This window comes from Streptomyces sp. NPDC088194, from assembly GCF_040702025.1.
In the GTDB taxonomy this organism is placed as follows: Bacteria; Actinomycetota; Actinomycetes; order Streptomycetales; family Streptomycetaceae; genus Actinacidiphila.
In genome coordinates this window covers 1-25,842 of sequence record NZ_JBFBIV010000067.1, presented here as the reverse complement: position 1 = coordinate 25,842, position 25,842 = coordinate 1, and the positions used below count along the sequence as shown (strand labels likewise).

The 25,842-nt window shown below is 72.2% G+C and carries 25 protein-coding genes and 1 pseudogene; 13 read left to right on the top strand and 13 right to left on the bottom strand.

From position 1 onward, the window contains the following. The first annotated feature begins 102 nt into the window (after positions 1 to 102). The gene (locus AB0399_RS29370; RefSeq protein ID WP_366413411.1) at positions 103 to 1,542 is read left to right on the top strand and encodes an FG-GAP and VCBS repeat-containing protein; all 1,440 of its coding nucleotides are present in this window, start codon (positions 103 to 105) and stop codon (positions 1,540 to 1,542) included. A 146-nt stretch (positions 1,543 to 1,688) separates the two neighbouring features. Here AB0399_RS29370 and AB0399_RS29365 read toward each other — a convergent pair whose 3' ends face one another. Next, positions 1,689 to 2,441, bottom strand: a complete 753-nt coding sequence (locus AB0399_RS29365; protein WP_366413410.1) for a hypothetical protein — start codon at positions 2,439 to 2,441, stop codon at positions 1,689 to 1,691. Positions 2,442 to 2,683: 242 nt separating this feature from the next. On the opposite strand from AB0399_RS29365, the gene AB0399_RS29360 reads away from it, so the two are divergent. Next, positions 2,684 to 3,685 (top strand): LysR family transcriptional regulator, encoded by a 1,002-nt coding sequence (locus AB0399_RS29360; RefSeq protein ID WP_366413409.1) that lies wholly within the window; start codon positions 2,684 to 2,686, stop codon positions 3,683 to 3,685. On the opposite strand, the gene AB0399_RS29355 is transcribed toward AB0399_RS29360, so the two are convergent. Beyond that, complete coding sequence (locus AB0399_RS29355) at positions 3,669 to 4,088, bottom strand: VOC family protein (protein WP_329373488.1); 420 nt, start codon at positions 4,086 to 4,088, stop codon at positions 3,669 to 3,671. The genes AB0399_RS29360 and AB0399_RS29355 overlap by 17 nt on opposite strands. A gap of 58 nt (positions 4,089 to 4,146) precedes the next feature. Here AB0399_RS29355 and AB0399_RS29350 point away from each other — a divergent pair, with 58 nt between their 5' ends. After that, complete coding sequence (locus AB0399_RS29350; protein ID WP_366413408.1) at positions 4,147 to 4,746, top strand: TetR/AcrR family transcriptional regulator; 600 nt, start codon at positions 4,147 to 4,149, stop codon at positions 4,744 to 4,746. Between the two features lie 129 nt (positions 4,747 to 4,875). Here the strand turns inward: AB0399_RS29350 and AB0399_RS29345 are convergent, their stop codons facing one another. Continuing rightward, positions 4,876 to 6,024, bottom strand: a complete 1,149-nt coding sequence (locus AB0399_RS29345; protein WP_366413407.1) for an aminoglycoside phosphotransferase — start codon at positions 6,022 to 6,024, stop codon at positions 4,876 to 4,878. Between the two features lie 295 nt (positions 6,025 to 6,319). Then, positions 6,320 to 7,135 (bottom strand): amidohydrolase family protein, encoded by an 816-nt coding sequence (locus AB0399_RS29340; protein ID WP_366413406.1) that lies wholly within the window; start codon positions 7,133 to 7,135, stop codon positions 6,320 to 6,322. A gap of 113 nt (positions 7,136 to 7,248) precedes the next feature. Here AB0399_RS29340 and AB0399_RS29335 point away from each other — a divergent pair, with 113 nt between their 5' ends. Beyond that, entirely contained in the window at positions 7,249 to 8,100 is an 852-nt protein-coding gene (locus AB0399_RS29335) for a mannitol dehydrogenase family protein (protein ID WP_366413405.1), read from the top strand. Here the strand turns inward: AB0399_RS29335 and AB0399_RS29330 are convergent. After that, complete coding sequence (locus tag AB0399_RS29330) at positions 8,084 to 8,440, bottom strand: hypothetical protein (protein ID WP_366413404.1); 357 nt, start codon at positions 8,438 to 8,440, stop codon at positions 8,084 to 8,086. The genes AB0399_RS29335 and AB0399_RS29330 overlap by 17 nt on opposite strands. A 432-nt stretch (positions 8,441 to 8,872) precedes the next feature. Between AB0399_RS29330 and AB0399_RS29325 the strand changes: the two genes are divergently transcribed. Beyond that, positions 8,873 to 9,313, top strand: coding sequence for a hypothetical protein (locus tag AB0399_RS29325; RefSeq protein ID WP_366413403.1), 441 nt, complete (start codon positions 8,873 to 8,875; stop codon positions 9,311 to 9,313). A gap of 61 nt (positions 9,314 to 9,374) precedes the next feature. Here AB0399_RS29325 and AB0399_RS29320 read toward each other — a convergent pair whose 3' ends face one another. Next, positions 9,375 to 10,832, bottom strand: a complete 1,458-nt coding sequence (locus AB0399_RS29320) for a short-chain fatty acyl-CoA regulator family protein (protein ID WP_366413402.1) — start codon at positions 10,830 to 10,832, stop codon at positions 9,375 to 9,377. 284 nt (positions 10,833 to 11,116) lie between these two features. Here AB0399_RS29320 and AB0399_RS29315 point away from each other — a divergent pair, with 284 nt between their 5' ends. The 5 genes from AB0399_RS29315 to AB0399_RS29295 all read left to right on the top strand — a co-directional run bounded on the left by AB0399_RS29315 (position 11,117) and on the right by AB0399_RS29295 (position 18,383). After that, positions 11,117 to 12,727, top strand: coding sequence for an MmgE/PrpD family protein (locus tag AB0399_RS29315; RefSeq protein ID WP_366413401.1), 1,611 nt, complete (start codon positions 11,117 to 11,119; stop codon positions 12,725 to 12,727). Continuing rightward, a complete protein-coding gene (gene prpB / locus AB0399_RS29310; RefSeq protein ID WP_329373521.1) occupies positions 12,727 to 13,632 on the top strand; it encodes a methylisocitrate lyase in 906 nt (301 codons plus the stop codon). The genes AB0399_RS29315 and prpB overlap by 1 nt, the downstream gene beginning before the upstream one ends. A gap of 33 nt (positions 13,633 to 13,665) precedes the next feature. Further along, positions 13,666 to 14,826: a bifunctional 2-methylcitrate synthase/citrate synthase gene (locus AB0399_RS29305; protein ID WP_366413400.1), complete on the top strand. Its 1,161-nt coding sequence runs from the start codon at positions 13,666 to 13,668 to the stop codon at positions 14,824 to 14,826. A gap of 411 nt (positions 14,827 to 15,237) precedes the next feature. Beyond that, positions 15,238 to 17,814, top strand: a complete 2,577-nt coding sequence (locus AB0399_RS29300; RefSeq protein ID WP_366413399.1) for a DNA/RNA non-specific endonuclease — start codon at positions 15,238 to 15,240, stop codon at positions 17,812 to 17,814. Positions 17,815 to 17,828: 14 nt separating this feature from the next. Further along, positions 17,829 to 18,383 (top strand): hypothetical protein, encoded by a 555-nt coding sequence (locus AB0399_RS29295; RefSeq protein WP_329373525.1) that lies wholly within the window; start codon positions 17,829 to 17,831, stop codon positions 18,381 to 18,383. 43 nt (positions 18,384 to 18,426) lie between these two features. Here AB0399_RS29295 and AB0399_RS29290 read toward each other — a convergent pair whose 3' ends face one another. Beyond that, entirely contained in the window at positions 18,427 to 18,816 is a 390-nt protein-coding gene (locus AB0399_RS29290) for a peptidase inhibitor family I36 protein (RefSeq protein ID WP_329373527.1), read from the bottom strand. 230 nt (positions 18,817 to 19,046) lie between these two features. On the opposite strand from AB0399_RS29290, the gene AB0399_RS29285 reads away from it, so the two are divergent. Beyond that, complete coding sequence (locus AB0399_RS29285) at positions 19,047 to 19,328, top strand: DUF2087 domain-containing protein (protein WP_366413398.1); 282 nt, start codon at positions 19,047 to 19,049, stop codon at positions 19,326 to 19,328. An 88-nt stretch (positions 19,329 to 19,416) separates the two neighbouring features. Here AB0399_RS29285 and AB0399_RS29280 read toward each other — a convergent pair whose 3' ends face one another. The 5 genes and pseudogenes from AB0399_RS29280 to AB0399_RS29260 form a co-directional block, all read right to left on the bottom strand. After that, a complete protein-coding gene (locus AB0399_RS29280; RefSeq protein WP_366413397.1) occupies positions 19,417 to 19,692 on the bottom strand; it encodes a hypothetical protein in 276 nt (91 codons plus the stop codon). 296 nt (positions 19,693 to 19,988) lie between these two features. After that, on the bottom strand, positions 19,989 to 20,912 hold the full coding sequence (locus tag AB0399_RS29275; RefSeq protein WP_366413396.1) for a CDP-diacylglycerol diphosphatase: 924 nt from the start codon (positions 20,910 to 20,912) through the stop codon (positions 19,989 to 19,991). A 334-nt stretch (positions 20,913 to 21,246) separates the two neighbouring features. Beyond that, positions 21,247 to 21,459 (bottom strand): annotated as a pseudogene (locus AB0399_RS29270) (IS5/IS1182 family transposase); the annotation flags it as partial. A 226-nt stretch (positions 21,460 to 21,685) separates the two neighbouring features. After that, on the bottom strand, positions 21,686 to 22,384 hold the full coding sequence (locus AB0399_RS29265) for an HAD family hydrolase (RefSeq protein ID WP_366413395.1): 699 nt from the start codon (positions 22,382 to 22,384) through the stop codon (positions 21,686 to 21,688). Between the two features lie 110 nt (positions 22,385 to 22,494). After that, a complete protein-coding gene (locus AB0399_RS29260) occupies positions 22,495 to 23,100 on the bottom strand; it encodes a hypothetical protein (protein WP_366413394.1) in 606 nt (201 codons plus the stop codon). Positions 23,101 to 23,567: 467 nt separating this feature from the next. Between AB0399_RS29260 and AB0399_RS29255 the strand changes: the two genes are divergently transcribed. Together AB0399_RS29255 and AB0399_RS29250 are read left to right on the top strand one after the other, a co-directional pair. Next, entirely contained in the window at positions 23,568 to 23,768 is a 201-nt protein-coding gene (locus AB0399_RS29255) for a hypothetical protein (RefSeq protein ID WP_329374585.1), read from the top strand. A gap of 784 nt (positions 23,769 to 24,552) precedes the next feature. Then, positions 24,553 to 24,735 carry a hypothetical protein gene (locus AB0399_RS29250; protein WP_329373537.1) on the top strand — a complete coding sequence of 61 codons (183 nt, stop codon included), beginning with the start codon at positions 24,553 to 24,555 and terminating at the stop codon, positions 24,733 to 24,735. A 24-nt stretch (positions 24,736 to 24,759) separates the two neighbouring features. On the opposite strand, the gene AB0399_RS29245 is transcribed toward AB0399_RS29250, so the two are convergent. Then, positions 24,760 to 25,422: a PHB depolymerase family esterase gene (locus AB0399_RS29245; RefSeq protein ID WP_366413393.1), complete on the bottom strand. Its 663-nt coding sequence runs from the start codon at positions 25,420 to 25,422 to the stop codon at positions 24,760 to 24,762. Positions 25,423 to 25,842 lie beyond the last annotated feature (420 nt).

The following is a 25,842-nucleotide window of genomic DNA, read 5'->3' as shown; positions in this document are numbered from 1 at the left end:
CGACTGCCGCACGCCGCGGAACTCATCGCGACGCGCGGGTAGCGACCAGGCTGATCCGGGCCGCCCGCACAACCCTTCGGGGCCGGCCCGGGTCCAACCCGCATGCGGAAGCGACTTCTCGCCGTTCTGGCCCTGACCGCGGCAGCGGCCTGCGGCGCTCCCGGTGGCGGGCCCGGCTCCGCCGCCCCACCGAGCGAGTCCCCGACCGGCACGGCCACCACGGCCGTCACGGCCCCGCCCTCCGCCACGGCCACCACCGGACTCCACCCCGACTTCGACGGCGACGGCCACGCCGACCTCGTCCTCACCGACACCTCCGCCACGGTCAACGGCAAGTACGCCGCCGGCTACGTGGCCGTGGTCTACGGCTCGGCGGCCGGCCCCGACGTCCGGCGCCACCAGGTGATCACGCAGGACAGCCTCGGCCTGGGCAAGGCGGGCACCGGCGGCGGGTTCGGCAGAGACACGGTCACGGCCGACCTCGACGGCGACGGCCGCAGCGACCTCATCACGCAGGCCGGCGGCAGTACGGTCTTCGTGGTCTGGGGCGGAAGGAAGGAACTCTCCGGAGCGGTCGAGCTGACCGGCGCCGCACCGCTCGTCGGCGACTTCGACGGCGACGGTCACGCGGACCTCGTCACGACCGGCGGCACCACCGGCGGCACGGACCGCCAGGTGACGATCCGCTTCGGCCCGTTCACCCGCGCGGGCAAACCCGCCCGCACCACGACACTCGACCTCACCCCCGACAACCCGTCGTACTACACCGCCCGGCCCACCGCGATCGGCGACGTGAACGGCGACGGCAAGGACGATGTGGTGGTCACCTGGTCGCACGTGTTCGCGGACGAGGCCCCGACCCCCCGCGCCACCGTCGTGTACCTCGGGGCGGCCGACGGCGTGTTGAAGAAGGGCCCGCGCCTCAAGGACGCGAACGGCAAGGACCTGTACGGCGCGTCCACCCTCACGTCCGACGTGAACCACGACGGCTACGCCGATGTGATCGTCGGCCTCACCTGCGAGAGCATCGGCGACGAGACCACGCCTGAGGGCGGCAGCCGGCTGATGGTCGCATACGGCGGACAGAGCGGACAGAGCACCGGCCTGAAGCCCACCGCGATCAGCGCGAAGACACCAGGGCTGCCCGGTGCACCGGACTCCTCGCGCTGCGACTTCGGGTACGCGCCGGCGACGGGTGACGTGAACGGCGACGGCTACGCCGACGTCGCGCTCGCCGTCCCGGCCAAGGACGGCACGATGGTGGCGCTGGTGCTGCGCGGCGGACCGAAGGGCCTGACCGTCGAGAACGCGATGAGCGTGCCCGGCCTCTCGACGCGGCCCACGCTGGCGATCCAGGACCTGAACGGCGACGGCGCGGCCGAACTCGCGATCGGCACGTCGTACGCGAGCGCGGCCGACGACGCGGTGCGGGTGCTGCGCGGCGGACCCGCCGGCCTCAGCACCGCAGAGCCGACGCGCATCGGGCCCGCGGATCTGGGACTGAAGCCGGCGCCGGGGGACAGCCTCGACTTCGGCCACTGACACAGACGGACACGGGCAGCCACGGACACGGGCGGCCCCTGACACGGGCGGCCTCTGACACGGGCAGCCCCTGACAACTGGCGGGCGCCGCTTGGTCGTCGGCGGCACTCCTGGCCGGCCGGCTCGATCACCGCGCACCCGCCGGGTCAGGGCCGGGGTTTCTCCACGGCCGCGCGGATGGCGCGCATGACGGGGGCGACGTCGGCCGCGGTGAAGCCGATCTTGGTGTTGGTGCCGTCCCCCTTGATGACGAGGGTGACGGCGGCGGCCGTGGTCGGGGTGAACCAGGAGCACGTGGTGGCCGCGGTGGCGAGCATCGCGTTCTCGATCATGTAGGTGTTGCAGATCGCGCGCCCGCCGTGCGGTCCGGGGTCGGCGTCGGCGGCGCTGGTGGTGACCCGGTCGCCCGCGCCGTCCTCCTTGACGGCCGGGGGCCGGTCGAGGGCGTCGTGCAGATGGCCGGGGTCGAAGCCGGTGCCGTTGACGCCGCTGTAGAAGATCCACGCGCCGTCCGCGCGGTCGTCGTAGTAGGCGTGCACCGCCGTGCCGGACACGTCGAGTTGCTTGGCGGACTGCTGGAGGTCGCTGTTCACCCGCTTGATGACGTCGGCCGACGGTTGCCCCTGCGGGTAGCCGGCCGCGGTCCGCGGGGCGGTGAGCACGTACGAGGTGCCGCCGGCGCTGGTGTCGGCGCCGGGCTTGCTACCGGCGCTGCCACCGCCTGAGCCGCCCGCGCCCGTCGAGCCCCCTGCGCTGGCGGCGGCGCTGGGCCGGGCCGTGGAGCCGGCGGGGGCGGCGGCCGCGTGGTGGGCCGGGCCGCAGGCCGACAACGGCGCGCACGCCACGGCCAGTACGACAGCGGCCGATGTCCGTCGGCGCGGCGGAAAGGTACGTGCCATGTGCGGCCTCCTCAGGGCGGGACCCGTTTCCGGGCGGGCGGAACCAGGGCGGTTGCCGGCCGGAGCCCTGGGGTCGCCGGCAAGTCTGGCACCGGTACGCCCGCGGGGCAGCTCCCTCGTACAGCGACGCTTTCCACCCCCCGCCAGCGGAACTGGTGCCGGGCGCGACGCCATGGCACGATGTCGCCGGAGTTGGAGCCGGGTCGGAGGAACGCGACCGGGCCAGAGGAGGGCGAACGCGGATGGACCTCGATCCGAGGCGCCTGCTGGTCCTGCACGCGATCACGCACCACGGCGGGCTCGCCCCCGCGGCGCGGGCCCTCGGGCACACCCGGTCGGCCGTCTCGCAGCAACTGGCCAGCCTGGAACGGGAGGTCGGCCTCGCCCTGGTGGACCGCTCCGGCCCGCGGCTGGAACTCACCGCGGCCGGACGGCTGCTGGCCGCGGCCGGTGAGCGCATCGCCCACGAACTCACCTCCGCCGCACAGCAGTTGGGTACGGCGAACCGCGGGCTCGTGCAGGGCCCGGTGGAGATCGGCGCCCCCTCGGGAGTGCTCGCCCGGATCGCGGTGCCCGCGCTGCGGCTGCTCGAACGGTGGTTCCCGCAGGTCGAGCCGAGGTTCACCGAGACCTCCCCGCCGGAGGGCCTGCGGCGGCTGCGGCTGGGCGAGTTGGACGTCCTGGTCGTCGTGGACGACCGGGACACGGCGCTGCCGCTGCCGCCGGCGGTGCGCGCGCAGGTACTGAGCGAGGACGAGTACCGGCTGGTCGTCCCGGCCGCCTGGGGCATGCCCACCGCCGCCGAGCTCTCCGGCCGCCCCTGGATCAGCGCCCCGGCCCATTCCGCGCGCGGCCGCGCCTTCGCCCGCTTCGCCGCCGCCCACGGGGTCACACCCTCGGTCGAGCATCTCGCCGACCACGTGATCGCCGTCAAGGCGATGCTGGCGGGGCAGGTCGGAGCGGCGGTGCTGCCCGCGTATCTCGCCGCGCGGCTCGACCAGGTCACGGTGACCGGACTGCCCGTCACCGGCAGCCAGATCACGCGGACGCTCTACCGCACCGGCCACGGCGACGGCGCCACCGCGGCCAAAGCGGCGGTCGACGCGCTCCAGCAGGCGGCCCGCGACCACGCCGAGGCCCTCACCCTGGCCGACCAGGGCAGCGGCGACATCATCATCCGCCCCCTGCGCGACCCGGCCGACCCGCCCCCGACGGCCCCGCGCGGCCTTACCGGACCTCGATGAGTTCGAGCAGGTTGTCCTCCGGGTCGTGGACGTAGGCGTAGCGCATGCCCGCGGTGGCGCCCGGCGCCGGGGGAGAGACGGTCCGCGCCCCGCAGTCCCCGGTGAGGTGGGCGAACGCCGCGTCGAGGTCGGGGACTTGGAGCGCGAGATGGCCGAAGGTCCGATCGGCCGCGGCAGCCATCGGATCGGGGTGGGACACCGGCCGGGACCCGCTGCGCTCGATCAGTTCCACGCGCAGGCCGCGGCCGTCGGACAGGACGGCGGTACGCACCCCGGCGGAGGGCAGGTCGACGCGCTCCTCGACCTGGTCGAGGCCGAACGCGGCGCCGTACCAGCGCTCCTGGGCGGGCAGGTCGGCCACCGAGAGGCTGACGTGATGGAAGCGGGCTGCGGGGGACGGCATGGCGGGCACCTCCGAGGTTAATCCTCTTTACCTGGTGAATGCTGTTAACCTTACCGCCATGGCTCCCCCTGGCAAGCGGCCCACCGGCCGGCACCACGGTGACCTTCGGCGCGCTCTGGAAGAGGCCGCGCTGGTCCTGGTCGCCGAGCGCGGGCCCCACGGCTTCACCCTGGCCGAGGCCAGCCGCCGCGCCGGGGTCAGCGCCGCCGCCCCCTACAAGCACTTCGCCGACCGCGACGCCCTGCTCGCCGTGCTGGCGGAGCGCGGCTACCGCGAACAGCGCGAGCGCTTCACCCGGGTGATGGCCCGCACCGACGACCCGGTCGAGCAGATGGCGGCCTTCGCGGCCGCCTACGTCCGTTTCGCGGCGGAGGACCGCGCCCTGTTCGACGTCACCTTCTCCACCGGGCTGGACAAGGCGGAGCACCCGGAACTCGCCGCCGCGGGGGAGGACCTGCTGGCCGCGCTGATGCCGGCCGCCGTACGACTCGCCCCCGATGACGACGCGGCCTACGACCTGCTGCTGCGCGTCGCCGCCGCGGCCCACGGGATCGCGGTCTTCCTGCGCCAGGGGTTGTTCGGCGTCTCGGCGGAAGCCCTGGACCTGACCGCGCAGCGCGCGGCCCGCACCGCGCGGGACATCTGCGCACCCGTCTGACGAGGGCGGACGAACGCCGGCCGGGTGCCGTCGGGTCGGCCGGTCATCGCGCCCGCCGCATCGTGGCGGCCACCGAAGCGGCCCGCGGCGGGCCGTGCACGGCGGAGGGGCGGGGGAGCGAGTGGGGCCTCAACTGCCCGCAGTCTCCGCCCACTCGGCGATCAGGGTGAGCAGCGGCGTCAGGCGCGCGGCCGACTCCGCGGCCGACCCGTCGCTGTTGTAGGAGGACGTGCCGAGGTCGTCGCGGACGGCTCGGCCGAGTACGGCGGGGCCCAGCCAGCTGTACTTCGCCGCGCCGCACGCCGCGACGGCGCCGCGCAGATCGGCGTCCGAACCCGACCAGCCGCCGTCGCGCAGCCCTTCGAGGTAGCCGTCGGTGGCGGCCTGCGCGACCTCGGGCAGCAGGCCGATGTCCATCAGCCCGTCGCTGAAGGAGTCCACGACCAGGTTCGCCAGGTCCTCACCGACCGCGCCCTCCCCGGTGAACGACCAGTCCAGCAGGGTCGATCGGCCGGCGTCGTCGATGAGGTTGGCCGGCCACAGGTCGAGGTGGCACAGGGTGCGCGGCGCCGACCGCGCCGCCGCGAGCACCCGCTCCCGCCCGGTCCACAACCGCCGTAGCCCCGCCCGCAGCCGATCCGGCCACACCCGCACGCTCGGGTGGTCCCAGTCGGCGTCCCGCACGTCCACGGACAGCGCCGGGCCCTCGGCCAGGTACTGCGCCAGGAATCCCCGCGACAGCCAGGCGGTCTCGGGGACCCGGCCGGCCCACCGGGCCTGGCCCGCGCCCAACTCACGGGCGAAGCGCGCGATCCGGGGCACCGACCACGCGAAACCCTCGCTGCCCTCGACGTTCGCGAGCCACACCTCGACGAGGCCGTCCGCACGGGCGTGGATCTTCAGCGGCTCCGGTGCCACGATGCCGGCGTCGCGGTAGGCCGTGGCGGCGAGGCCCGACTCGTAGGCCGACACCTCGCGCCGCCAGTAGTTCCAGTGCGCGGGGTCGCCGCTGGTGGGCCAGTACCTGCTCGTCTCGATGCCGGGCGGGCGGGCGACCTTGACCACCGCCGATCGTCGCGGACCGCGCACCCGCCAGATGCCGAAGACGGCGGCGTTCACCTTGTTGTGCCGCAGCGACTCCACGCTCACGGGGCCGTCGCCGAGGACGGAGGGCGGGGGCGAGGTGACCACGGTCCTGCCGTCACCGGCGTCGAGGACCACTCCCGCGCCCTCCTCGCCCGATGCGGGATCGGTCCTGCGGTGGTCGGCGCTGTGCACGATGTCCCCTCTTCCCAGGTGTGCGGAGGTCGTCAGGCGTGCTGCGGCCCTGCGCCCCGCGGTGGCCATCCTGCCAGGTGCGCGGCGCCCGATGTCGCTGATCGCGCCGCCGAACGCGGAGGGACGGCAGGGCAGTTGGGCGTCGGGAGCCGGAACGCGGTACGCGGCAGCGGGCGGTGACCCCGGCGGGCGGTGACCCCGGCGAGCGGTCCGGCCGCGGTGACGTGCGGCCGGCGGTGGTCGTGTGGCGCGCCGGGCGGCGCGGCCGGTGCCGCGGAGATGCACGCGACGGACCTCAGGCGGCCGAGTAGCGCACGACGCCGCCGGCGACGGTGGTGCGGACCGCGCCGGGCCGGCCGTCGCCGTCGCGCTCGAACTGGACGAGGTCGGCGCGCGCACCGACCGCCAGGCGGCCCCGGTCGGCCAGGCCGAGCAGGTCCGCCGGGTGCCGGGTGGCCATGGCGACGGCATCGGCGGTCGGCAGGCCGGCGCCGGCGCAGGCCCACCTGACGCACTGGGCCAACGAGGCGCCGCTGCCGGCGAGGTAGGGCGTTCCCCGCAGCGAGACCCGGCCGCTGTCCTCGACCGTGACGTTCCCGCCGACCGCGGTCCGGTAGTCGCCGGGCGGGCAGCCGGCGACCGTGACGGCGTCGCTGACCAGGACGCTGCGACCGGGCCCCTTCGCGCGCAGGAGCGCGGTGAGCACCGGAGCCGGCAGGTGGTGGCCGTCGGCGATGAAGGTCGCCCACAGTCCGGACGCCGCCAACTGCGGCCAGAGCACGTTGTCGTGGCGCTCGACGGTCGCCGGGAGCCCGTTGCCGAGATGGGTCGAGAGCCGGCCGCCGGCCCGGCAGAAGGACTCGACGTCCGCCGCGGAGGCGGCCGAGTGCCCGATGGACGCGGTCACCCCGCGCCGCGTCACGTACCGGGTGAACTCCTCGGCCCCCGCGCGTTCGGGAGCCAGGGTGACGATCCTGATCAGGCCGTCCGCGGCCCGCTGCCAGTCCGTGAACTCGGCGATGTCCGGGTCCCGCAGGACATCGGGGTCGTGGGCGCCCCGGTAGCCGTCGTGCGCGGAGAGGTAGGGACCCTCCAGGTGGATGCCGGGCACGCAGGCGGCGAAGTCGGCGTCGGCCGCACGTGCCTCGGTGACGCGGGTGGGCCACGCTGCGCGGCCTGGTCGCGGAGTTCGTCGACCTGCTGCCTGCCGCCGAGGCGGCCGGGTTGCAGGCGTGGATCGCCGCCCAGGTCCGGTTCCCCAGCGGCGTCGTGGACCGGATCGTGCCGGCCACGACCGAGGCCGACCGGGAGCGGGTGGCCGCGCTGCTGGGCGTGGAGGACGCCGGTGTCGTGGTCACCGAACCGTTCCGCCAGTGGGTGATCGAGGACGACTTCGCCGGCCCGCGCCCGGCATGGGAGGCGGTCGGCGCGCAACTGACCGCGGACGTCCACCCCTACGAGCAGGTCAAGCTCCGCATGCTCAACGGCGCCCACTCGGCGCTGGCCTATCTGGGTGCGCTGGCCGGCGACACGAGTGTCGCGGCGGCCGTGGCCGACGACGGCTTCGCCGGCCTGGTCGAGCGGATGCTGGCCGAGGAGGTGATCCCGACCCTCGACGCGCCGGCCGGTATGGACCTGCGGGAGTACGCGGACGGGGTGCTGCGGCGCTTCGCCAACCCCGCGCTGCGGCACCGGACGGCGCAGGTGGCGATGGACGGTTCGCAGAAGCTCCCGCAGCGGCTGCTCGCCACGATCCGTGCCTGCCGGGCCGCCGGTGTCGAGCCGCGCCGCACCGCGTTCGCCGTGGCGGCCTGGATGCGCTGGGTGTGGACCGACCGCACCGACACCGGGGCCCCGCGCGACCTGGACGACCCGCTCGCCCCCGAGCTGCGCACCGCCGTCCAGGGCTGCACCTCGGCCGGCCAGGTCGTCGGCCGGCTCCTCGCGTTCACCGAGGTCTTCGGCCCGGACCTGGTCGCCGATCCGGTGGTCGTGGCCCTGCTGACCGAGGCACTGACCCTGCTGACCGCGGACGGCGCCCGAGCCGCTGCCCGCGGCGTCAGTGCTCGGTGGTGACGTGCCGGGCGGCGGGGCTTCGGGTGTTGAGCCGGCACAGGGGGTCGCCGTGCGCGGACAGGTGGAGCCAGTGCGCGGTGAACCGCTGTCCGCCGCTGCCGTACGTCCCGTGCTCCGTGCGCTCCTCGATGCGGAGGTCCGGCCAGGCGCACAGGGCGTGGTGGCCGGACCTGGTGACCACGAGGCCGTGGTCGAAGATGTGCAGCCGTGTGTCGCGGTGGTGGAGCCGGCCTTCGGCCCGGATGCCGATGACGGGGATCGCCACCGCGCAGACGAGCAGCACGGCCGCGATCGTACGGGCCGTCGTGGGGTACGGGCCGAGGAGCAAGCCGATACCCACCACCGTCAGGGGGACCGCCAGAGCCGTCGAGGCGCATCCGAGTCCACCGGTACGACTGCCGAGTCGCTCTGTCAGGACGTGGCCGCCCAGGCGGTGCTCTTCGGCCGCCCGCCGTGCGCGCGCCAGTGCCTCGCGGTCGGCCTCGTCCGCACGCGTTCCCCGAGCCATCGTCTCCCCTTCCCCCGGCACGCCGGCGCTGCCGTGCGTACGAGACCAGTGTCCCCCTCCACGGCCTGTCAGGGTTGATTCCTGGGCATGCGGACACCGCCCCGGGCGAGACGCGCGGGCTACGCTGGTACGCAGTGGTGTCGACTCGCCGGAGGGGGAGGGGCCATGAGGATGCCGAGGTGGTTGCGGCCTCGCGCGCAGCAGGCGGTACCGGATGACCCCGTGGTGCGGCAGCCGCGGTATCGGCCCTCGCAACACGTCGTGGTGCGCGTCGTGTTGGCGCTGGAGACACCCGCGTCGGCCGAGGCGATCGCGGCGGCGATCGACGTCGAGCGGGGCCTGGCCGCGGACGCCCCGGCTGCCGGGAGGACATCCGCCGACGCCGTCCGCGACGTGCTGCGACGGATGGCCTCGGACGGACGCGTCACCGCGATGCGCCCGTTCCAGTGGCACGACCATCGCGTCCGCGTGCCGGGGCGTTGGGACAACACCGACTGGTGGTGGCCGACACACAAGTGGGACGAGCTGCGCAATGCCCGCAGCCGGCGCCGGAGTTCGGGGCCGACGTTCGGGGCGCCGGCGAGCGACCGGCGTCGGCAGCCCCCGGAGAAGAGCGACGTGGCCAAGGCCGTCGACCGGGTCATCGCCGCGAACGACGCTCACTACCAGGCCCACAAGAACGACTTCGGCTCCAGCGGTTACTGAGGGCTCCCCACCCGGGACGCGACGGCGAGGACCGCGAAGCGGAGATCGTCCCCTTGCGGTGTCAGGTGGCGCTGTCGGAGCTTTCCACGGGGTAGGGGACGTAGGTGCGGCGGTCGGGGTCGACCGCGAGCCGGCCGCCGGCCGGCGGCCTGGCGCGTTGGGCGCAGTCGCGGCGTTCGCAGATCCGGCAGCCGAGTCCGATGGGGGTCGCGGCACGCGGATCGTCCAGCGCGATGCCTTCGGCGTAGACCAGCCGGTGGGCGTGGCGTAGCTCGCATCCCAGGGCGACGGCGAATTCGGCGCGGGGCGCGTGGTGTCCCGCGCCGCCTCGGGAGACGGTGCGGGCGACCCAGAAGTAGCGTTTGCCGTCAGGCATTTCGGCGACCTGGGTGAGGATGCGGCCGGGGGAGGAGAACGCCGCGTAGACCGTCCACAGCGGGCAGGTGCCGCCGAAGCGGGAGAAGTGGAAGTCGGTGGCGGACTGGCGTTTGGAGACGTTCCCGGCCCGGTCGACGCGGAGGAAGGAGAACGGCACTCCGCGGGCGCGGTTTCCTGAGCGTTGCAGGGTGCTGAGCCGGTGGCAGACGGTCTCGAAGCCGACCCCGAAGCGTGCTTGGAGCAGTTCGATGTCGTACCGCACCTCCTCGGCGGCCGCGCGGAACGCCGTGTACGGCATCAGCAGCGCACCGGCGAAGTAGTTGGCCAGTCCGATCAGGGCCAGGTCCTCGGATTGAGGGGAGGTGAGGTCGGCGGAGTCGATGAGGGTGTCGAGCAGCGGGCGGTGTTCGAGCAGCGCGATCTGCGTGGCGAGTTGGAACGCCTGCCTGCCGTCGGTCAGCCACGGCGAGAGGATCAGCAGGCCGCGGGCCGCGTCGAAGTGCCGCACGTCCGCCGACCGCCGGCGGGTCGCCTGCACGACCGTGACGTGATGGCGCTCGGCCAGACGCCGGCGCAGGACGTCCGCCGCCGTACGCGCGGAGTCCAGCCCCCAGGATCGGGCGGCGCGTTCGGCTGCACTGTCGAGTTGCCCGAAGTGGTTGTGGTGCGCGTAGAAGAAGTCCCGGACCTCGTCGTGGGGTTCGGCCGGCGGCAGGGTGCTGATCCGTGAGGCGGGGGCGTCGGCGGAGGCGAGGGCGGCGACCTGTTCCGCGGCGTCCCGGTAGCGGCGGTGCAGGGCCACCAGGGCGCGGGCCACCTCCGGATGGTCGCGCACGACCTCGGCGACCTCCTCGGCGGGGACGGACACATCGGTGGCCTCGTCGCCGAGCGCGGTCCGCAGGTCGGTGCCGAGCCGCTCCTCGGCGGCTTCGGAGAAGAACTCCGGCTCCACGCCCAGGACTTCGGCGATCCGCAGCAGCACAGGGGCGGTCAGGGGCCGCTGGCTGTGCTCGATCTGGTTGAGGTAGCTGGTCGAGATGCCCAGCGCGCGGGCCAGTTCGACCTGGTTCATGCCGCGCTCGGCACGCAGCCGCCGCAGCTTGGCGTGCGCGTAGATCTTCCGTCCGGCCGTTCGCGCCATGTGCCCTCCGCCCGCTTCTCCGCCGCGGCGGACGCGTGCCGGGTGCCGCTGCGCCGTCCCTGTCGTCCCTGTCGTCCCTGTCGTCCTTGTGAAGATATCATCCGCACATTTCGCAGAATTCGCAGATCCGCAAGGTGCGGCTGTACGGATTCAGCAATGTGGAGCGCTCGCCCGGACCGCGGGCCGGGTGAATGCTCGGCGGTGGAGGCCGACGGGACCCGCGCCGGACGAGCGAGTTCCCGGGCGTCGTCGGTCCCGTACCGACGAACACCGTGAGGAGTCCCGTGATCGACCATCAGGTACGTGTCCATCCCAGCGCCGACCGGTTGCCGCGCGAGGAGCAGCTCGCCTGGAAGCTGGCCTCCGTCGCGACCGGCACCCAGGAGACCGCCGACCTGGACCCGGCGGCCGCGGCCATGGCCGTCAACCGGGTGATCGACAACGCGTCGGTCGCGGTCGCGTCCCTGCGCCGCCGCCCGGTTGCGGTGGCCCGGTCCCAGGCGGCCGCGCACCCGGTGGCCGGAACGGGGGCGGCAGCGGGTGCGGCGGCCGGAACCGGGGTGGCGGCGGCTGCGGCGGCCGGAACAGGGGCGGCAGCGCGTTCGGCGGCGCCCGGCGCCTGCGTCTTCGGCACCGACCCGGGCCGGCGGGTGTCACCCGAGTGGGCGGCGTGGGCGAACAGCACCGCGGTGCGCGAGCTGGACTTCCACGACACCTACCTCGCCGCCGAGTACTCCCACCCCGGCGACAACATCCCGCCGCTGCTCGCGGTCGCCCAGCACACCGGACGCTCCGGCGCCGACCTGCTGCGCGGGATCATCGTCGCCTACGAGATCCACGTCGCCCTGGTGAAGGGCATCTGCCTGCACGCCCACCGCATCGACCACGTGGCGCACCTCAGCGCCGCCACCGCCTGCGGCCTCGGCGCGATGCTGCGGCTGCCGACCGGCGTCGTGTCCCAGGCGGTCGGGCAGGCGGTGCACACCACGACCGCGACCCGGCAGTCCCGCAAGGGCGAGATCTCCAGCTGGAAGGCGTTCGCGCCGGCCTTCGCCGGCAAGGCCGCGATCGAGGCGGTGGACCGGGCGATGCGCGGCGAGGGCGCCCCTTCCCCGATCTACGAGGGCGAGGACGGCTTCCTCGCCTGGATGCTCGACGGGCCCAAGGCGTCGTACACGGTGTCCCTGCCGGAGCCCGGCGAGGCGCGCCGGGCGATCCTCGACACCTACACCAAGGAGCACTCGGCCGAGTACCAGGCCCAGGCGGTCATCGACCTCGCCCGCCGGCTGCGGGAGCGGATCGGCTCGACGAGGGACGTGGCCGGCGTCGTGCTGCACACCAGCCACCACACCCACCAGGTGATCGGCTCCGGTTCCGGCGACCCGCAGAAGTACGACCCGCACGCCAGCCGCGAGACCCTCGACCACTCCGTGCCGTACATCTTCGCGGTCGCCCTGGAGGACGGCACCTGGCACCACGAGCGCTCGTACGCGCCCGAGCGCGCCCGGCGGCCGGAGACGGTCGAGCTGTGGCAGAAGGTCTCCACGGTGGAGGACCCGGCCTGGACCCGCCGCTACCACGACCCCGACCCGCAGCGCCGGGCGTTCGGCGGGCGGATGGTGATCACGCTCACCGACGGCACGGTGATCGAGGACGAACTCGCCGTCGCCGACGCCCACCCCGCCGGCGCCCGCCCCTTCGACCGGGCCGGCTACACGGGCAAGTTCCGCGCCCTCACCGAGGGCGTGGCCACGCCGGGCGCGCAGGAGGCGTTCCTGGACGCCGCCGGCCGGCTCGCCGATCTGGACAGCGCCGGGCTGACCGGCCTGTTCCCGGCGGTCGACACGGACGCGGTCGCCGCCTACGACGCGCAGCTCCCGAAGGGCCTGTTCTGATGCTGCACACCCGCACCACACCCGCCCAGCGCCGCCGCGCGCTGCGGCAGCACCTCGCCTCCGGCCGGCTGCTGCGGATGCCGGGCGCGATCAACCCCTACTCGGCGAAGCTGATCGAGGAACACGGCTTCGAAGCGGTCTACCTCTCCGGCGCTGTGCTGGCCGCCGAACTGTGCCTGCCCGACATCGGCCTGACCGCCTCGACCGAAGTCGCCGCCCGCGCCCAGCAGGTCACCCGCGTCACCGACCTGCCGGTGCTGATCGACGCCGACACCGGATTCGGCGCGCCGGTCAACGCCGCCCGCACCATCCAGCTCTTCGAGGACGCGGGCCTGGCCGGAATGCACCTGGAGGACCAGATCAGCGTCAAGCGCTGCGGCCACCTCGACGGCAAGACACTGGTGACGCGCGAGGAGATGGTGCAGCGGGTACGGGCCGCCGCCGACGCCCGGCGGGACGGCGACTTCCTGCTGATGGCCCGTACCGACGCCCGTGGCGTCGAGGGCATCCAGGCGGCGATCGACCGGGCGAAGGCGTACGTCGACGCCGGCGCCGACGCGATCTTCCCCGAAGCCCTCGCCGGCGAGGCGGAGTTCGCCGCGTTCCGCGAAGCCCTCGACGTGCCGCTGCTCGCCAACATGACCGAGTTCGGCAAGGGCCCGCTGCTGACCGCGGCCACTTTGGAGAACCTCGGGTACAACATCGCCCTCTACCCGGTCACCCTCTTCCGCCTCGCGAGCGGCGCCATCGAGGACGGCCTGCGCACGCTGGCCGCCGAGGGCACCCAGGAGTCCCTGCTGCCCCGCATGCAGACCCGCTCCCGGCTCTACGAAGTCCTCGGCTACGAGGACTACACGGCCTTCGACTCGGCCGTCTTCGACTTCACCCTCCCGCCCGGCACCTGAACCCCGCCCGGCCGCACCCTCGTTGGAGGCCCCATGCCCCGCACCGCACCGCCCGCGACCTCGTCCGCGGTCCCGGACATCCACCGCGGTCTCGCCGGTGTCGTCGTCGACACCACCGAGATCTCCACGGTCATCCAGGAGACGAACTCCCTGACCTACCGCGGCTATCCGGTCCAGGACCTTGCCGCGAACCGCTCCTTCGAAGAGGTCGCCCACCTGCTCTGGTACGGCGATCTGCCCGACAGCGCGCAACTGCGCGAGTTCCGGGCCCGCGAGCGTGCCCTGCGCCCGCTGGACCGCACCACCGCCGAACTCCTGCTCCGGCTGCCCGAGACCTGCCATCCCATGGACGTCCTGCGCACCGCCGTCAGCTTCTTCGGTGCCGAGGACCCCACCGAGGACGACGGCAGCCCGGCCGCCAACCGCGCCAAGTCCCTGGCCCTGCTGGCGAAACTGCCGACCGTGGTCGCCGCCGACCACCGCAGGCGCCGCGGCCTCGACCCGATCCAGCCCGACCCGGCTCTCGACTACGCCGAGAACTTCTTCCACATGTGCTTCGGCCGGGTACCGGAGCCGGAAGTGGTCCGCTGCTTCGAGATCTCCCTCATCCTCTACGCCGAACACAGCTTCAACGCCTCGACGTTCACCGCCCGCGTCGTCACCTCCACGCTCTCCGACCTCTACAGCGCGGTCACCGCGGCCATCGGCGCCCTCAAGGGGCCGCTGCACGGCGGCGCCAACGAAGCGGTGATGCACATGCTCAACGAGATCGGCGACCCGCAGCGCGCGGGGGCCTGGCTCGACGACGCCCTGGCCTCGAAGCGCAAGATCATGGGATTCGGCCACCGCGTCTACAAGCGCGGCGACTCGCGCGTCCCGATCATGCAGGAGGCCACCGACCGTCTCGTCGCCCGCACCACCGACCCCGAAGCCGCGCGCCTGGCCGCCCTGCACGCCGCGCTGCGGCAGGCCATGGCCGACCGCAAGGGCATCCACCCCAACCTGGACTACCCGGCCGGACTCGCCTACCACCTCATGGACTTCGACATCCCGGCCTTCACCCCGATCTTCGTGATGAGCCGCATCACCGGCTGGACCGCCCACATCACCGAACAGCTCGCCCACAACGCGCTGATCCGCCCCCTCGCCTCCTACGATGGCCGCCCCCAGCGCCCCGTCCCGAGCGCCTCCTGACCGGGCACGACGACGGGGGCAGCCCCCGCCGGATCGGCACGCGAGTCGTCACTCAAGTCGTCAACTGAAACATAAGGAAGTTCATCCCCAAGGGTGCTTCCGTCGGTAACGTGGAGTACCCGGATTCCAGGGTCGGCGGAAGCAACTGGGGGTGTCGCTGTGACGGATGACCATGGGCAGCAGCCGGAGTCCGGTGCGCGGGACGAGACCGGTGCGCCGCCCCCACCTCCGCCGCCCTTCCCCTCCCAGCCGCCCGCCGCTGCTCCGCCGCCACCCCGGCCGCCCCACCCGCCGCACCCGCCGTCGGCCACCACGCCGCCCTGGCCGTCGCTTCCGCCGCAGCCACCCGCGATACCTCCACCGCCGGCCCGGCCGCCCACGGCGGGCGCGCCGGCTCGGCCCCCGCGCGCGGTGGCCGGGTGGTTACGGCAGTCGCGCGCCCGGTCCCTCACGGCTACGGGCGTCGCGCTGGCCGTACTGGCGAGCCTGCTCTACGTGCTGTGGCCGGGCGGGTCCAACGGATCGGGCGGGTCCGGGGACGCCAAGCACGAGGCATCGGCTCCCCACGTGTCACCGGCCCGGCAGGGCGCGTCTGCGGCACGGGAGTTGAGCGCCCTGCCCGCGGTGAACCTGTCGATGGTCTACGCCCCGGCCGAGCACCGGTCCATGACCCGGGCGAACCTCACGGTCAACAGCACAGGACAGGCGTCGGGAACCCTCAGCGAACCGGTGGCCGGGAAATCCACCCTCGCGTGGTCCGGCGACCAGCTCTACCTGAAGGGCGACTCGGCGTTCTGGGCACAGCAGGAACCCCTGTTCGGCACGGACCTGACGAGCACCGGCCACTGGGTGGCACCGCAGAAGCGCTCCGGCTACTACATGCTCGACGGCTTCGGGGTGGACGCCGGCTCGCTGACGCCGGCCTCGCTCGCCGCGCTGGTCCGCCAGGTCACCTCCGACCCCGAGGCGGTGCGGGAGGACGGCGCGACGTTCCAGGGCCGCAACGCGGTCTCGTACACCTCCCAGGGCTGGACGGTCGTCCTCGCCAGTGCGGCCCCCTACTCCGTCCTCGCCATCGGCGGCGACCCCGGCGGCGACAGCCCCGTCAAGTCCGCCACCTGGCACTCCGCCCGGCGCACCGGGGACGCGGCGGTGCCGGCGGGCCCCCGTACGGACGCCGTGCCGGCCGACGACAGCGACTACAGCAGCTACCTCCTGCTGGAGCCGAAGCCGGCCACCACCGAGCAGGCCGGCTCGGTCCCCGCCACCACCGCCTCGGCCGTGGCGACCGCCGTCCCGCCCGCCACGTCGGCCGAGGCGACGTCCAAGACGATGGGGCCCGACTTCACGATCACCAGCAACTCGCCGTACCTGTGCACGACCGACCCGTGCGCGTACTCCTTCACGGTCACCAACAGCGGTGACCAGGCGGGCGCGGCCACGCTCTACCTGACCCTTCCGCAGGTGCCCGACCAGCCCCACCCGCTGGGCACCTTGCAGCCCAAGCAGTCCAAGACGGTCAGCGGCTCCCGCCCCAACATCGCCCCGCCCGGCAAGACGGTGACCCACACCGACTACGCCTGGGTGTACTCGGCCGCCGAGTACGGCTCCGACCCGAAGGTCGGCAGCCGGCTGCACGCACGCAGCCTCCAGCCGGACGACGTCTCGGTCGGCACGCCCCTGAAGCCCACCGTGGCGAAACTGCTGGACCAGATGACGAAGGACCGGCCGACGAGCGACACCGAGGCGGGCAGCAAGTCGGTCGACGCGCTCGAAGGGGCCGACGACCAGGGCGAGTTGCCCGACCTGGGGGAGATCGTCGACTCCGGCCGGCTGGACAACCCGCAGGACCTGCGGACGATCCTCCCCACCACCGACAAGGTCGAGAACCAGCGCGTGCTGGAGCAGATCGCGGCTCTGCTGCTGGCCGACCCGCAGGCACACGTCACCTGGAGCGTGCCGTCCACGACCGCAGGAGCGGCACCCCCGGCTGACTACCTCTACACGACCACCGAGCAGGGCCGGCCGGCCAAACGCGCCGTGAAGACGGAAACGGTCCGCAGCCCGGCCGAACTCGGATCGCAGGCACGCATCGGCGCCGCGCAACTCAACGGCGAGCAGCCGGACTCCTCGGCCGGCGGGGGCCAGCGGGTACGGTCCGGATACGAACGGGTGCTGCGCCTCGACCTCGAACCGTTCGTGGGCCCGCTGCTGGACCTGGCCACCACGCAGGACCTGGAGCATCTCCTGTCGACAGGACAGCAGTTCCAGCAGCTGCGGGACAGCCTCTGCGAGGCGAACGGCGGCGGCCCCCGCGTCGACCGACTCGTCATCGTCAACGGCTCCGGCACCCACCAGTGGACCGACCCGAGCCAGGTCGGCGCCCGCTGCGGCTCCGGCGGGACCTCGCCGTCGCCCTCCCCGTCGACCAGCACCACGCCGGACAGCAAGCCGACCTGCCTGACGCAGCGTCCGCCGGCCGGCGTCGCCGAGTCCAGCGGGGCGGGCTGGATCTACTACGCCCCCACCGGGTCGCACCAGCGGGCCACCGCGGCCACCGCGTGCCTGAAGAATCCGCTGGGCACGGGCACCGCCTCCAACTCCAACAGCCCCGGCATGACCACGGCCCGCAGCCGCGCGAAGGCACTGCTCCCAGGAGTGCCGGGGGTCCTGGTCAACAGCTGCCACCTGATACCCAAGGAGTTCGGCGGCCGCGGCATCCAACGCAACCTCACGCCGTGCTGGGCCACGCCCGTGAACGTCGGTGAGATGACGGACATCCAGACAGCGGTCCGCGCCTTCCTCAACAAGCGCGGAACCGTGCGGATGACGGTGACCGCCCAGTACAAGGACACCGCGGCGGTGATCCCGTACGCGTTCACCTTCCAGATCACCGCCTGGGACTCCCGCGGGAATCCGTACCCGCTCGCGGTACCCGGCGGCGGCACGGTCCAGAATGTGAAGGGCGGAAAGAACCTCAGTCCCTGACAGGTGGTGGTCCGGTGGTGCGGGACGACATCGCCGCGTTCGCGCGGATCACCGGGGCCGCGCCCGGGACGGCCGGGCCGGCGCTGCCCTGGGCCGACACCCGGGCCGCGTACGGCCTCGACCTGCCCGCCGACTACCGGGCGTTCGTCGACGCCTACGGGCCCGGGACGGTGGGCAGCCGGCTCACCCCCCTGATCCCGCTGCCCCCGTGCGGCACCGGGACCGGGATCGCCGCCCTGGGACCCGTGCTGGACGCGGCCGCCGAGATCGGCGCCCTCCTGCGCGGCCTACGGGAGAAGTACCCGGACGCGTTCCCGTACCCCTTCCACCCCGAGCCCGGCGGCCTGCTCGCCTGGGGCGGCGGCGTCGGCGGCGAGCAGTGCTTCTGGCTGACCCAGCCCGCGGACCCGGACACCTGGCCGGTCGTGGTCTGGGACAAGGCGGACTGGCACCGCTACGACATGGGCATGGTCGCCCTGCTGAACCGCGCCCTCAGCGGGCATGACGCGTTCCTCGACGAACTGGTCGGCCCCAGGCCCGGTCACCCCCTGTGGAACCCCGAACCCTGATCCGCCCCCCGGGTCCCCCCTCCGGCAACCGTTCGGCAGCCGGTCAGCAGTTCCACTTCGATGAGCCGGGGCTGTAGTTGTCGGCGAGGTAGACAACCTTCCCTCGGGGAACGCAACTCCCGATGCGACTGCTGTAGTTGTGGTTCCGATACAGGGTGACACCCGCGCCCGAGGTGCCGTTGTTGAAGACGGCGTACGTGAACTTCCCGTCCTGCACCCAGGAGCAGTTGTCCCAGTCGGGGGCGTCGTCCTCCCACTTGCACGGATGGGTGTCACCACTGGATTGATAGGCGCAGAAGTACTTGCTGGGACAGGCGCCCGTGCTGATGCCGGACGGCGCGGCCGAAGCCGGAGCGACGGTCGCGGCGGTCACTGCCCCGACGGTGACAGCGGCAGCCGCGGCACACCGCGCCGCGCGTGATCGAATGCGCATTTCTTTCCTTCCGATCGACTCACCAGCCGATTCTGAGCGCCCCCACCTCAATCCTCATTCGCCGACAGCGCACACCTCTTGGCCCCCAGCGCAACGAGCGTGCGGCTGCCGACCCCGAGCTCTGCCCATGCGGCTGCGGCGGATGAGCGGCGTGTGTGCGTTCGGACGCGGTTCGTGAGCCGGCTCGGAAATGCGTTGCCGACGGCGGCGGGTGGCAGCAGGGTGGCCTGGTGAGTACCGACGACGAAGTCCGCCAAGCGGCCCACGGCGTGGCCGACCTGTTCGCGCACGGGCGGCTGACCGCCATCCCGCGTCGCCCCGTCCGACGCGAGCAACTGCTCGACTACCTCACCGCCCGCCTGTTCACGGCCGGCCGTGACTACACCGAGCAAGAGGTGAACGAGGCCATCGCCACCGTGCACGAGGACACCTCCGCGCTGCGCCGCTACCTGATCGAGGCGGGCTTCCTCGGGCGCACCAAAGACGGCGCGGTCTACCATCGCCTGCGCTGAGCAAACCCCGCCGGCAGCAGCCGGCCGCCGCATCCGTTGACATGGGCCGGTGACGAGGGCTTCCGGTGGGGGCGTTGCGGGTGTGGGCTCACCAAGCGTCGGCTGTCTTGCCGGAGTGTATCGCTTCAGTGCGGTTTTGTAGTTCTGGTAGGAACTGGGTGATGGCGGTGGTGTCGGAGTGCCCTGAGGTGCGGTCCATGAGCTCGGTCCGGCTGATGATCGCGCCGTAGTGGGTTCCTTCGCAGGGGCATACCGCGATGTGTTCGGTGCCGTCGTCGTCGGTGACGATGTAGAGGCCGGGGTCTTCGCCGGGGTCGGCCCGTATGAGGCGCTGTACGTCGTCCGCGGTGATGTGCAGGGCCATGCGCGCACGGTAGGCGACCCTGGTTTCCCTTGTCGAGATGATCGGCGTGCTGGGGCACCTGCGTTCGCGTGCGCGCGTCCGTACGTGGGGAAGCTGTCGGTCCCGCCGTGAGCGTCGAACCGTACAACTCGCAGTAGGGCCGCGGGCGGTCGGCCGAGCGTACGGTGGACCGACCGACCGACCGACGCCGACCCGCCCGCCTCACCACCGCGACATACGCGTCATCGTCACACGTCCGTACGGACCCGAGGGCCACGGCCGCCGCTGCCCGGCCGCAGGCCGTTGCCGAAGCGGCGTCAGCGGTACACGAGCAGGTGGTCACACGTGGTCGTGCCGTCGTGGAGCGAGTCGTCGCTGCTGAGGACGTAGAAGGACCCGGCGAACCCGGCGGCCGTCATCTTCGGCACCACGATCAGTGTCTGCTTCGCCATGTCCAGCCCAGCCGGGTTCACCACGTACCGGTACAGCAGCGTGAAGAGGTTCTGCCCGAGGTCGGGCAGTTTGAGCACCCGGTACGTGCGGTCTCCGGAGCCCTCGGCCCCGGTGATGGCAGCTTGGTACTGCGGGGAACCCCAGTGTGAGGGTTGAGTGGCGATACGGGACATCTTTTCCAGGTCCTGCAGCCGCGCCTGCGTACTCGGCCGGATGCCGGCCATGTGGATGTGCAACTGCTGGAGTTGGCGGGAGAGCGCCGAATTGATCCCCAATCCGATATTCGGGTACTGCACCGGAACGCTCCCGCCGCTCCGGGCGTTCTGCCACGCGTCGTCCCAGTAGTTCGCCGCACCGGAGGTCTCGAGAAACGGGCATTCGATACCGGTGATCCGGCACGTGGGGACCAGGAGATAGTTGTGCCGGGTTTCGGGCATGCCGTGCAGGATGATGTAATCCGCGCTCATCTTGAGGCAGTTGGGCTTGAGTTGCGGCGGGGGCGGAACGGTCCCGTGCACGCAGAACTGCACGTCGTTCCACAGCGGGTCCTTGTCGGTGGGCTTACCGCAGAGGGGCTGGAACTGGGCCGGAGGGCAGGAGCTCGGACCTGCCCCGGGAGGGGAAGTGGAGCAGGAGTCGGCCGGCGACTCCGCGTGCGCCGGGTCGGCCGCCGAGGCGGCGCCCCCGAGCGGCCCCGCACCGGCCAGGAGAGCCGCCGCACCGACGGCCCCGGAGAGCGCGACGAATTGACGGCGCGGCACCTCGCGCGCGTTGCCGGAGTCGTTCATGCGCGATCTCCCTTGGTGGTGGCCGATGATTTCGCTCGTGGCGGTGAGCGAAACGGAACAGCCGGCCGGAACCTGCCCTGCACTGATTCGCTCACAGGATATGCGGCCGGGAGAAATCTGCCCATCGACTGAATGAGTGAGCTTCGCGTGACGCGATCGAACTGTCGGCCCGTCAGGGCGGCCGACACGCTGGGCGGTTCGCCGAGAGAAACTCTTTCGGACCGAGTTCGGGGAGCCGTGTTCGACGTGGAAGCAGCGCCGTACGTTCTCGTGCTTCTTGGGATTGGAAGCCAGGTAGTCAGTGACGGTTTCTCAGCGACGATCGGGCGTGGAACGGCTCGACGTCGGAGACCCACAGCGGGGTGCCGTCCGGAGCGGCCAGGAACTGCACGTGGCCACCGAATGCCTTGTGCTTCTGGCTGAACCACAGGTCGTTGCCGTTGTCGCGGACCCCAGCGAGGCGGTCTGACTCGATCAGGGTGCCGTCGAGGACCACGTGGGCCATGCCCTGGCGTCGGCAGCGCTCCAGGACTGCCGCGCGGAGTGCCGATTCGCCGCCGGTTCGCTGCCAGCAGGCGGGACAGGTACTCCACGACGTGGCGCGGAACGTCGAGCGTGGCACCATAGTTGACCAACGCGAAGCCTCTGGTGGTTGCGGACATGATCTTGTGGTGAGACCTGCCCTACCAGGGGCTTCACGCCTGATCGCAACCGGACCCGCGGTAGCCGATCCGCGATGGGTCGCTCGATGCCATGCCACGGGCAACGCCCCGTCAACGCACGGGAAGGCCGCAGGCTGCGAGGACGAGGTGCAGCCGCTCCTCGGTGACGTGCGTCAAGGGCGGGACCAGGAGCGTCGCGATTCCGGCTTCGACGGCCGCGCCGTCATGGCTGGAGCGATCGCCGACCATCAGTGCCTCGTCGGGTCGCACCCCAAGCTGGTCAAGGGCAACGCGGAAGACAGCGGGGTCGGGTTTGCACACGCCTTGCTCGAAGGAGAGGACGAAGCTGTCGACGTACTCCTCCAGGCCGGCCTTCATGAAGCCGGGGCGGATGTCGAAGTGGATGTCGCTGACGATCGCCACCTTCAGTCCGGCCGCCTTCAGCGCCGCGAGGGTCGGCTCGGCATCGACCGCAAAGGGGTTGTCGGTGGCGTCGGACAGCGCCGCGTACATCTGGTCGGCCAGGTCCGAGTCGATACCCGCGGCGTCCACCCACCGCAGGTAGCTCTCGCAGTGTGCCGCGGCTGAAAGGTCCGCTCCGGCCCAGCCTTGCTCGACCTCCGACAGCTGGCCCGCCACACTCAGGGCTGCGCTGATCCGCTGCACCTCCGACTCGGATACATCGCGTTGAAGGTGCCGCAGTGACCGCTCGATCCACTGGGCGCCCCTGGGCCGTATCTGGCCCGGACCCCACTTCGGGACGATGAGAGTTCCGACCCAGTCGAGGAGGACGGCTTTGAAGCAGGGCATGGTCTCCCCCCTGACCAGACGGTTTGCGATCGCTGGCAGGCTGCCACCCGCACCCCAACGAGTCAATCCCGGGACGTCTCCCGACGCGCTCATCCTCAACGGCCGGCGGACTATCTCACGCCGATGATGCCCCAGGCGCGGCGCTGGGCCTCGGCGGTCGCCTCGCCCCACTGGGACAGCAGGTCTGTCCACTCCTCGAAGGTGCCGCTCCAACGCCCAGGTTCGGCCGCGTGACGGTCGAAGCACGGCCGCAGCTCCTCCAGGCGCGGTGATACCCGGCGCCAGAGACCGGCTGCGACTACGGCACTGTCCGGGGAACAGGCGGTGAGCAAGTCCGGGGGAGCTTCGGGGTCGGTCCCCAGCAGCCGGGCCCCGTCGGTGTTCTCCGGCAGGCCGTAGAAGTCGTAAAGCAGATCCAGCCGCCCCATGAAGTCGTCCAGGGCCGCGCGCAGCGGCCACCCGGGGAAGTACCGGCGGACCTTGTCCCAGCGTTCCACGGCCCAGAAGTGGGCCTTGTAGAGGGACATGGTTCCGCGGAAGTCGAAGCCGATCCGCCAGTCCGCGCCCTGCGGCGGCAGGAGCAGGCCGGTGCCGGGGACGGGCAGCCAGTCGATGTCGTCCAACGCGGCGTCGTTGAGCAGGCTGAGCCGCTCCGCGGCGGGGACCGCTGTCACCCGGCCCCAGTCGACGAGCATGACGGTGATGTCGGTCCCCATGACGCCGGAGCGTATACCGGCTGCCTGCCGACCCACTCCCTGTTCAGGTGGAGTGCCTGCGTGCACCCGGACGAGGGGAGCCTGGACCAACCGGATCGAGCGCGCCGGCGCGAGCAAGGAGAAGCCGAACCCCTGTGACGTGCTGCTGTCCGGGCTCCTGGTGACAACTGGACCGGCCGGACAGCGAGGACGCGACGGTCGGACGGTCGAGTCCTTTCGGTACGCCGTGGTCGGCCACGGGCCCAACCGGGGGCGAGCCCGCCCGACGCGGGAGAACGTGAACTTCTACGAGCAGGTGAACGAACTCCACAACCTCGCTTACCCGCTCCGGACCTGCTCGGCGGAACGGCTGGGATCGGATAGGGGCCGCTCCGCGCGATCGACCCGAACGGCGTGTCAGCCAGTCTCCTGGCCGGTCTGAGACGATGGACGGGACCATGCGGATGACCGCAACAGAGGGGGAGATCGTGGTCGGTCTGGTGCTGCTCGGAGTTCTGGTGCTTGCCGTTGGCGGGTGCGTATGTGTGGTGTGGGCGGAGCGCGGCGGGCCCCGCTGGGTCCGCGGTGTGGCGACCGTGACGCTTGCTGCGGGCGATCTGGTGCGTCGTTCGGATTCGGACAGGAAGCGGCGCCGGAGCCTGAAGGGGACCACTGGCGGCGGTGACTAGGAACGGGAAGCGCTCTGAACCGGGCGGAAGACCGGGCAGCGGACGTGCAGAGCCCCGAGACCAGGACGCGGTCTACCCGCCCGGCCGCAGCCGCACGCTGTCGGCGACGAGCCCGCGAGGATCGGGTACCGCGGGCTGCTCCGTCGAGCTGACGCGACGGAGCTCGTCGAAGAGAGGTCGGCACGTGTCCGCCAACGGCTTCCCGTCCGCAGGCCGTTGGCGGTGATAGAGGGCGATGACAAGCACGCGCTCGATGATGTCCGTCTCGTCCCAGGCAAGGAGGACGTCGCCCGGGAATGGAACGACGGTCACATTTCCCGAATCCGCTGCCGCCACCACGCTGCCGCATGCCATGAACTCAGGGAAGCAGCCCTTGGATCGGGCAGTGTGCGACGCAGGAACTCCGCATCGAGTCGGGCGACGATACCGCCCAGCCCTCCCCGCGCTGCGGGCGGGAGCCGACGGAGCGCTTCTTCGAGGGTGTCCCGAGCGTCCAACGGGTCGCAACAAGGGCAATCGTGCCAGGGCAGATACAGGTGCCGGCCGGGCCTGCGGAGAAAACTCTCGTACTGGTGCAGGGCGTCAGCAACAACACCGTGCCCCAGATAGCGGGCTTCGATCTGCTTGATGGCTGTCTGAGTCCGGCGGGGAATGCCCGGAATCTGACGGACGGGACGAATGCTGGTGCGGGCCGGCCACCGCTGAGCGCGGACGGCGCCGGGCGGCCTACGCGCCATCGGCCTTTCGGGTCAGCGTCATGGCACCCATCATGCCAGGGCTCACGGTGACAGTCAGCGGATGCCCGGCAGGGAATGACAGCACCAGCCCGGCTACCCGCAACCAGAAGACCCTGACCACCGGTCAACGGTCAGCTCCCAGCCACCTCGACAACGGACTGGTCGACGTCGCCACCCGCACCATCGCTGCCGTGGTGGTGCGGCCGTCCACCAAGTCGGTGGACGCCTGAAGGTTGTTCCGTATGGCCGCGCGGTCAGCTCTCACCAGCCCGGTCGGTGCGGTGATGGGCGAGGAGCCAGTCGTAGAGATCGGGGTCGTCGTAGGTCCGGGTCCAGGAGTCGTGCCCGACCCCCGGGTACCGGGTGAAGCGGACGTCCGAGCCGAGGGCCTCAAGCCCTGCCACGATCTCCTCGGTGAACCTGATCGGGACGGTCGTGTCCTCCTCGCCGTGAAAGGTCCAGACCGGTAGGTGACGAATGCGGTCGACGCCTTGGTCCCGCAGACCTTCGCAGATCGGGACGATGGCGGCGAAGCGCTCGGGATGGCGGACGGCCAGGCTCCAGGTGCCGAAGCCGCCCATGCTCAGGCCGGTGACGTAGATGCGGGAGGGATCGATGCGGTAGTCGGCGGCGACGTCGTCCAGGAGCCCGCCCAGTGTGTCCACCTCGGCGACCCATTGGCTGGATTCGGGGCACTGCGGGGTGACGATCACGAAGGGGAACCCGTGGCCGGCCTCCGCCAGTTTCGGGATGCCGTGGCTCATCGCCGAGTCCAGATCGGAGCCGCGTTCGCCGGCGCCGTGCAAGAACAGCACCAGCGGCCACCTGCGCTCGGCGTCGGAGTCGTACTCCTCCGGCAGGTGGAGGAGGTAGGGCAGGGCGTCAGCGGGGGCCGGGGCGGGCTCGCCGTCGAGCAACTCGGGCTTGTGCGCAGCCGGGGTGACGCTTCGGAGCTGCGCATCACATGCACCTCAATCTGATGTGGCAGCGTTTCAGACAATCGGCCAGGGCCGGTCCCCTCGTGCCCGTTCGGCAGGGCAGGTCAACTGCGCCGGTTCCGCACGGCCGTACCTGGCCCGCGGCCTCGCAGAACGTGCTGGGTCAGGTGGCGGCGTCGGCCAGGTCCGCGAGGAGGCGCGAGCCGGCGCGGCCGACGACCCCGTGGCCGTCAGGGCTGACGACGAGTCGGGGGCACGCTGGACCGATCATGATGCGGGCACGACCTCGAATGAGGCACGCCGTCTAGTGTTCTGAGTCGGGAGTTCTGTTCATAACGGTAGGCTGTGTCTGTGGTGCGGACGGGTCGGCCGAAGGCCGAGTTGGTGTTGTCGGATGAT

Excerpts from the sequence above, each read along its gene's own strand:
- AB0399_RS29370 (WP_366413411.1), top strand. The coding sequence starts at position 103 with ATGCGGAAGCGACTTCTCGCCGTTCTGGCCCTGACCGCGGCAGCGGCC.
- AB0399_RS29365 (WP_366413410.1), bottom strand. The coding sequence starts at position 2,441 with ATGGCACGTACCTTTCCGCCGCGCCGACGGACATCGGCCGCTGTCGTA.
- AB0399_RS29360 (WP_366413409.1), top strand. The coding sequence starts at position 2,684 with ATGGACCTCGATCCGAGGCGCCTGCTGGTCCTGCACGCGATCACGCAC.
- AB0399_RS29355 (WP_329373488.1), bottom strand. The coding sequence starts at position 4,088 with ATGCCGTCCCCCGCAGCCCGCTTCCATCACGTCAGCCTCTCGGTGGCC.
- AB0399_RS29350 (WP_366413408.1), top strand. The coding sequence starts at position 4,147 with ATGGCTCCCCCTGGCAAGCGGCCCACCGGCCGGCACCACGGTGACCTT.
- AB0399_RS29320 (WP_366413402.1), bottom strand. The coding sequence starts at position 10,832 with ATGGCGCGAACGGCCGGACGGAAGATCTACGCGCACGCCAAGCTGCGG.
- prpB (WP_329373521.1), top strand. The coding sequence starts at position 12,727 with ATGCTGCACACCCGCACCACACCCGCCCAGCGCCGCCGCGCGCTGCGG.
- AB0399_RS29305 (WP_366413400.1), top strand. The coding sequence starts at position 13,666 with ATGCCCCGCACCGCACCGCCCGCGACCTCGTCCGCGGTCCCGGACATC.
- AB0399_RS29290 (WP_329373527.1), bottom strand. The coding sequence starts at position 18,816 with ATGCGCATTCGATCACGCGCGGCGCGGTGTGCCGCGGCTGCCGCTGTC.
- AB0399_RS29280 (WP_366413397.1), bottom strand. The coding sequence starts at position 19,692 with ATGGCCCTGCACATCACCGCGGACGACGTACAGCGCCTCATACGGGCC.
- AB0399_RS29275 (WP_366413396.1), bottom strand. The coding sequence starts at position 20,912 with ATGAACGACTCCGGCAACGCGCGCGAGGTGCCGCGCCGTCAATTCGTC.
- AB0399_RS29265 (WP_366413395.1), bottom strand. The coding sequence starts at position 22,384 with ATGCCCTGCTTCAAAGCCGTCCTCCTCGACTGGGTCGGAACTCTCATC.
- AB0399_RS29260 (WP_366413394.1), bottom strand. The coding sequence starts at position 23,100 with ATGGGGACCGACATCACCGTCATGCTCGTCGACTGGGGCCGGGTGACA.